Source organism: Streptomyces sp. MBT65, assembly GCF_016612545.1.
Classification (GTDB): Bacteria; Actinomycetota; Actinomycetes; order Streptomycetales; family Streptomycetaceae; genus Streptomyces.
Genome location: NZ_JAENRY010000713.1, coordinates 1 through 666, shown reverse-complemented (window position 1 = coordinate 666; position 666 = coordinate 1). Strand labels below are relative to the sequence as shown.

1 protein-coding gene is annotated in these 666 nt (G+C 77.3%); it reads left to right on the top strand.

The genetic code is table 11. The features are described from left to right. Positions 1-666, top strand: a 666-nt coding sequence (locus tag JHN63_RS51745) for an FAD-dependent monooxygenase (protein ID WP_200692037.1), incomplete at both ends; no start/stop codon positions are given.

The following is a 666-nucleotide window of genomic DNA, read 5'->3' as shown; positions in this document are numbered from 1 at the left end:
CGTACGGGGTGCGCACGGTGGTGGTGGAGGAGCGGGGCGGGGTGTCCGCCCGGCCCAAGGCGACCACACTGCATGCCCGGGCGGTGCAGTGCCTGGTGCGGCGGGGGCATCTGGCCGGTCTGCCCGGGGGACGGGCGGCGCCGGCGGCGACGCGCTGCGGGTTCCATTTCGCCGGGATGCCCGGGCTGGACATGTGCGCGCCGGCCCTGGAGCCGCCGCCGGTCCTCAAGTGCGAGCAGGAGCAGCTGGAGCGGCATTTCGAGGCGCGGGCGCGGGCGGCCGGGGTGGTGATCCTGCGCGGTCTGCGGGTGACCGGGGTGCGCCAGTGGCCGGAGGGGGTACGGATCACGGCCCAGGGCCGCCGGGGCCCGGTGACCTGCACGGCCCGCTACGCGGTGGGCGCGGACGGCGCGCGCAGCACGGTGCGCGAGCAGGCGGGCTTCGCCTGCCGCAGCTACCCGGCCACGGTCTCCGCGCTGGCCGGCGACGTCAGCCTGGAGGACCCCGGCGCGCTGCGCCCGGGCTGGCACCGCACCGAACGCGGCTGGATCGTCGTCAAGAACATCCCGCAGACCCCGGACGCCACGCAGACCCAGGACGTTATGGGGACCCCGGACGTCACGGAGACCCGGGCCGGCGCGGGGACCGGGGCTGCCACGGGAGAGG